This is a genomic window from Acidithiobacillus sp. TH-A36, from assembly GCF_057473445.1.
In genome coordinates, this window is record NZ_JBYCKP010000294.1 from 1 (window position 1) to 6,076 (window position 6,076).

General features: G+C 54.0%; 6 protein-coding genes. 4 read left to right on the forward strand and 2 right to left on the reverse strand.

Annotated elements, in window-relative coordinates; all coding sequences use genetic code 11:
* Both AC2VLY_RS07690 and glnL read right to left on the reverse strand, forming a co-directional pair.
* A partial coding sequence (locus AC2VLY_RS07690) for a response regulator (RefSeq protein WP_486922049.1) occupies positions 1 to 218 on the reverse strand: 218 nt, incomplete at its 3' end.
* Positions 215 to 1,300, reverse strand: a complete 1,086-nt coding sequence (gene glnL, locus AC2VLY_RS07695) for a nitrogen regulation protein NR(II) (protein ID WP_486892249.1) — start codon at positions 1,298 to 1,300, stop codon at positions 215 to 217. The genes AC2VLY_RS07690 and glnL, both read right to left, overlap by 4 nt.
* Positions 1,301 to 1,647: 347 nt before the next feature.
* On the opposite strand from glnL, the gene AC2VLY_RS07700 reads away from it, so the two are divergent.
* From AC2VLY_RS07700 to AC2VLY_RS07715, 4 genes are all read left to right on the forward strand, one after another.
* Positions 1,648 to 2,397 (forward strand): proteasome-type protease, encoded by a 750-nt coding sequence (locus AC2VLY_RS07700; protein ID WP_486922050.1) that lies wholly within the window; start codon positions 1,648 to 1,650, stop codon positions 2,395 to 2,397.
* Between the two features lie 190 nt (positions 2,398 to 2,587).
* Positions 2,588 to 4,051, forward strand: coding sequence for a circularly permuted type 2 ATP-grasp protein (locus tag AC2VLY_RS07705; RefSeq protein ID WP_486922051.1), 1,464 nt, complete (start codon positions 2,588 to 2,590; stop codon positions 4,049 to 4,051).
* Complete coding sequence (locus tag AC2VLY_RS07710; RefSeq protein WP_193649458.1) at positions 4,036 to 5,022, forward strand: alpha-E domain-containing protein; 987 nt, start codon at positions 4,036 to 4,038, stop codon at positions 5,020 to 5,022. The genes AC2VLY_RS07705 and AC2VLY_RS07710 overlap by 16 nt, the downstream gene beginning before the upstream one ends.
* Before the next feature lie 32 nt (positions 5,023 to 5,054).
* Positions 5,055 to 6,076: transglutaminase family protein (locus tag AC2VLY_RS07715; RefSeq protein ID WP_486922052.1), on the forward strand; the 1,022-nt coding region annotated here is incomplete at its 3' end.

Below are 6,076 nucleotides of genomic sequence, written 5' to 3' on the forward strand. Positions count from 1 at the left end.
TTGGGCCAACGCGCCTGCACTTCCCTCAGAAAAGCCAGACCGTCCAGACCGGGCATGCGTAAGTCCGTGACAATGGCATTGGGTTGATCACGGCCCAACGCCCGCAAGGCACTGTCAGCATCGGCAAAACTCCGGGAAGGAATTTCCGCCTGAGCCAGAGCTTTTTCCAGTACCCAGCGAATAGAGGGATCATCGTCAATAATCCAGACCTGTTTCATTGCGGCTCCTCACGATGTTGGCCAAGGGGCAGGGAGACCGAAAAAATGGTTTCCCCCGGTCGGGAATGACAGTGCACGACGCCACCATGTCCGCGCACCAGACCCTGGGCAATAGCCAGCCCCATCCCCATGCCTGCCGCACGACTGGTCACCAGGGGCAGAAAAATGCGGGGCAAAAGATCCTCAGCAATCCCTGGACCGCTATCGACAATATCTACCCGTAGGGCGAGACGAAATTTCTGGTGGAGCAAGGTGACATAGCGATCCACCCTGGTCCGAATGAGGATGGTGCCGTGGCGATCCAGCGCCTGCTGGGCATTACGCAGCAAATTGAGGAAAACCTGCACCAGTTGCTCCTGATCCGCATAAACTTCCGGAATGGAAAGGTCATAATCGAAACGCAACGCAATACCTGTGGGCAGTTCGGTCTGGAGGAGACGCCGTACATGCTCCAGCACCTGATGAATATTGACGTTGGCAAAAATCGGGCGACTGCGTGGTCCCTGTAAACGATCCACCAGATGATGCAGACGGTCGACTTCATGGAGTATGACCCGGGTATAATCTTTCAATTCAGGACGTTGCAATTCTCTCTCAAGAAGTTGGGTAGCGCCGCGCAATCCACCCAGAGGATTTTTGATTTCATGGGCAAGGCCGCGTAGCATTTCCTGAGCTGCTCCGTAAATCCGATCCTGCATTTCTTCTTCTGCATGCCGTGCGGGTAGTTCCATCGGTCGCATTTCGATAATCAGATGGCCATCGGCCAAAGGCGTCACCACCAGATCCACCACCGCATGGCTGCCATCATGAAGCTGCAACGGCAAGGCGCGACGCAGTATGGTCCCATTCAAATCGGTGGCATCGGCAAACAGCGCAGCAAAACGATCTTCTCCGACAATGCTGCATAAGGCTGCAACGGTTTGGCCGCGTGCCTGGTGCTGACTGATGCGCAGGAGGTTTTCTGCCGCCGGATTCATAAAACGCAGCTTGTGCTGAGTGTCCAGAGTCATTACCGCTGACTCCAGGGCATCCAGTACCGCGTTTTCCGTCAATGTTGCTTTTGTGCTTTTGCGCTGCGCCATGCAAGCTCCAAATGGGTATCCGCCTCTGGAGGCGCTTTCATAAATTCATCCAAGCAAAAAACACACCAAACCAATATCTGGCAGCCGGGGAATTGCCCTGCGTACACATACAATCCTTCAGCTGGGTACCAGCTCTAGCCAGTAGCAGCAATGTCTCGAATCAAAATGACCGCCCATCATCCAGAGCAACAGTCGCAACCAGGATAGTGCATCGGCCGCACCATAATAGTGCACAAGCTCTGACCACCACAACGCCGGAAAATCATGCTCATGGTGAACAGGCTTCCAAAACTCCAAAATATCAGCGACTATAACTACACAGCGCTGCATGCCTACAGGGATAATTCATGACTTACTGCCTCACTGCCGACGTTTCTTGGGGGCTGATTTTCTGTTCTGACTCCCGCACCAATGCAGGCACAGACAATGTCAGTATTTACTCAAAAATGCATAATTATTGCTGGCCGGGTGATCGCTTTCTCTGCCTGCTTTCGGCTGGAAATCTGGCCACTACCCAGGGAGTCGTTAAACGCCTGCAGCAGGATATGGACCAGAACGCCGAAGTCCATCTTTTGAACCTTTCCGGTATGGCAGAAGCTGCAGATTATATTGGCCTGATAAACGCCGAAATCCAGCGTAATCAGGTCAGCCGTGATACGGCCAACACCAATTTTGAGGCCACTTTCATTTTGGGTGGTCAGATCGGCAGCGAAGTACCTGTCACCTACATGATTTACCCGCAGGGAAATTACATTCACGAATCGGCAGATCATCCCTTTTTACAAATCGGCGAAATCAAATACGGCAAACCCATACTCGACCGCGTGATCAAACCGGAACTGTCCCTGGAAGCCGCCGCCCGCTGCGCGCTGGTTTCGATGAATTCCACCATGCGCAGTAATGTTACGGTCGGCCCGCCGGTTGAGTTACTCATCTATGAAACCAATACACTGCAAATGGGACGATACCTTTCACTGACCGAAGAAGACCGCTTTTACCGGACTCTTGGTGAACGCTGGAGTCAGGGACTTTTGCAGGCATTGGACGGTCTTCCTCCTTTTGACTGGGAAACTCCGACAACCATGCCACCGTTGTGAAGTAAAGGCACATAAACATACGGAGTAGTTCTGCACTTTAATGGTGCAATATGCACCAATATGATACAATTGCGGCCTTGGCGTGACGGTTTATTGCCTCCACAAACCGACCAGACTGACTGGCACGCACTTTGCTTCATCCATCGTACTAAAACTTGGGCGAGAATCTTGCGACGAGGAGATAAAGCAGATGGACTGGCTCAGAACCCATTATCAACAGCAGATCACCCATGACGAACTGGTAGATGAAAATGCCCGACCGCGCCGGGCGGCTGCACCCCTGTTCAATTATCTGAACACCCTGGACAGCAGCGAGTTGCAGGCGCGTCGCCAGGCTGCAGACGCCTCCATTCTCGCCATGGGAATCACTTTTACGGTATACAGTGAAGCGGGCAATATTGATCGTGCCTGGCCTTTTGACATTATCCCGAGAATTCTTTCCAGCAGCGAATGGAAGCGTATTGAAGAGGGACTCAAACAGCGCCTGCAGGCACTCAACCTGTTCATTGATGACCTTTACAATGATCAGCGCATTGTTGCTGATGGCGTTTTTCCGGCCGAAGTGCTGGAAGGTTCGCGCAATTTTCGGGATGCCTGTCGGGGTATTCGTCCCCCCTTCGGCGTCTGGGCACACATCTGCGGAAGTGATCTGGTGCGCGATGCGGACGGCACCATTTATGTACTGGAAGATAACCTCCGGGTACCTTCGGGCGTTTCTTACATGCTTGAAAACCGTCAGATCATGAAGCGGCTTTTCCCGGAGTTGTTCAAATCATCCATTATCCGGCCCGTGGACGACTACCCCAATCGCCTGTACGAAACCTTGGCGGCCCTGTCTCCGCGCCCGGAAGAAAAGCCCGTGCTCGCAGTACTTACCCCTGGCATTTATAACTCTGCCTATTTCGAGCATAGTTATCTGGCCCAGCAGATGGGCGCTTATCTTGCTGAGGGCCCGGATTTTTACGTCAGCAAGGAAGATATTGTTTATTTACGTACCATTTCCGGATTACAACGCGTCGATGTCATTTACCGCCGTATTGATGATGACTACCTGGACCCCGAAGTTTTTTTTCCGGATTCTGTACTCGGTATCCCCGGACTACTCCGCGCCTGGCGACGCGGGAATGTGGCCATTGCCAACGCGCCCGGTGCCGGAGTAGCCGATGACAAGGTCGTGTACGCCTTTGTTCCGGAAATCATTCGTTACTATCTGGATGCCGAACCCATTATTCCCAATGTTCCGACTTATTTGTGCATGCGCGATGCAGATCGTGATTATGTCCTCAGCCATCTTGCCGAGCTGGTGGTAAAACCTGCCAACGAGTCCGGGGGTTATGGCATGCTGATCGGACCCCGCGCCAGTCAGGCCGAACGTGACCGTTTTGCCGAACTGATTCAGGCCAATCCACGCAACTATATTGCCCAGCCGACCCTGAATATTTCCACCGCACCCACACTGGTAGATGATCATCTGGAGGCGCGGCATCTCGACCTGCGTCCCTTTATTTTGCAGGCGGATAAACTGTATGTAACCACTGGGGGATTGACCCGGGTGGCGATGCAGCCGGGCTCACTGGTAGTAAACAGCTCCCAGGGTGGCGGCAGCAAAGACACCTGGATTGTTGATGAGGAGGCACCATGCTTTCCCGAGTAGCTGAAAATCTGTACTGGATGGCACGCTATCTGGAGCGCACGGAAGACGTAGCCCGTCTGATTAATGCCACCACCCTGATGCTGCTGGATCTGCCCCCTGGAGCTTATTTTGGCTGGGATATCCTGTTGCAGGTCACCGGTGACGCGACGCTATACGCAGAGCTTTATGGTGCCCCCGAAGAAAACCGCATCATGCGTTTTTTGATTGCCGACGAGCGCAATCCGAATTCGGTCATGGCTGCCATTCATCAGGCTCGGGAAAACTGCCGGACGTTTCGCGACTTACTGCCTGGCGAGTTCTGGGAACGCCTCAACACCCTGTTTCTGTACGTCCGCGATCAGGCCGTTTCCGGAGCAGATAGCCGCCACGCCCGTTACGCCTTTCTCAACGAAGTCATTGCCCGACGCCACGCCCTGGTAGGCCTGCTGATCAGCAGCATGAGTCAGGATAATGTTTACCAGTTCATCAAGTTGGGACGCAATATGGAACGGGCGGACATGACCACGCGCATTGTCGATGTCACCAGCGCCGTGATTTTACCTCAGGATCTGGGGCTGCAGAAAACGGCGGGCAGCAGCTTGTGGATTGGGGTTCTGAAGTCACTCAGTGCCTTTGAAATGTACCGACGCCATATTTCCGTGCGGGTGCGCAGTAATCAGGTAGTGGATTATCTGCTCAAGGACGGCAAATTCCCGCGCAGCATGAAATACTGCCTGGGAGAAATGGAAGTGGCATTAGCCTATCTGCCCAATGCCGGAACCCCTGCGGAGGCCGTCCGCCGGGCCCGGCGACGCCTGGATCAGCTGAAATTGAGCGACCTCCGCCCGGACCTGCTCCATGAATATCTGGATCAGGCCCAGAGGGATCTCGCCATGGTCCATCGGACCATTCAGGGTACCTATTTCGCCAGGGAAGATAGTGGTTCGGAAAATGCTCTGAATGGACTCCACTTGCAGATTGCACAAGCTTAAGTCCCACAGCATTTCACCACCGAGGATAATTTATGGGTATTCATGTCGTTCTGCGTCATCAGACCGAGTATGACTTTGATCGTTTGGTGGAAATCCACCCTCACGTACTGCGCCTGCGGCCGGCGCCGCACTGTCGCACCCCGATTCTTGCGTATTCGCTGGAAGTCAGCCCCGAAAAACATTTCCTCAACTGGCAGCAGGATCCCTTCGGGAATTATCAGGCCCGTCTGGTTTTTCCTGAACGCGCCAAGTCCCTCAAATTCAGCATCGAAGTCATCGCCGATCTGAGCGTGATTGACCCTTTCGATTTTTTTATTGAAGAGCAGGCAGAACGCTGGCCCTTCCGTTACGAACCCGCATTATATAAAGAGCTGGCCCCCTATCTGGAAAAAGAAAAAGCCGGGCGCCTACTGCAACAAATGTTGCTGGGCATCATCAAACGCAAACAGCGGACCATTGATTTTCTGGTTGGCATCAATCAGCAGCTACAAAGTGCCATCGCTTACACCCTGCGCATGGAGGTCGGCGTCCAGACTCCCGAAGAAACCCTGAAAAAAGCCAGCGGTTCCTGTCGGGACAGCGCCTGGCTGCTGGTACAGTTGTTACGACATCTGGGTCTCGCGGCCCGCTTTGTTTCCGGCTATCTGGTTCAGTTGGTGGCCGATCAGGCACCTCTCGAAGGTCCCTCCGGCCCCGCCCAGGATTTCACTGACCTGCACGCCTGGGTGGAAGTGTACATCCCCGGAGCAGGCTGGATTGGCATGGACCCGACCTCCGGTCTGTTTGCCAGTGAAGGGCATATTCCACTGGCCTGTACGCCGCATTACCAAAGTGCCGCACCGATCAGCGGTGCCACCGGAAAATGTGAGGTTACCTTTCATTTTTCCAACCAGGTCACCCGGCTGCCGGAAATACCCCGGGTCACCAAACCCTATACCGAGAGCCAGTGGGAAGAAATCATGGTGCTTGGGCGCATTGTCGATGACCGCCTGCAGGCGGCAGATGTCCGTCTGACCATGGGCGGGGAGCCCACTTTTGTGGCTACGGAAGCGGT

Excerpts from the sequence above, each read along its gene's own strand:
- AC2VLY_RS07710 (WP_193649458.1), top strand. The coding sequence starts at position 4,036 with ATGCTTTCCCGAGTAGCTGAAAATCTGTACTGGATGGCACGCTATCTG.
- AC2VLY_RS07705 (WP_486922051.1), top strand. The coding sequence starts at position 2,588 with ATGGACTGGCTCAGAACCCATTATCAACAGCAGATCACCCATGACGAA.
- glnL (WP_486892249.1), bottom strand. The coding sequence starts at position 1,300 with ATGGCGCAGCGCAAAAGCACAAAAGCAACATTGACGGAAAACGCGGTA.
- AC2VLY_RS07700 (WP_486922050.1), top strand. The coding sequence starts at position 1,648 with ATGACTTACTGCCTCACTGCCGACGTTTCTTGGGGGCTGATTTTCTGT.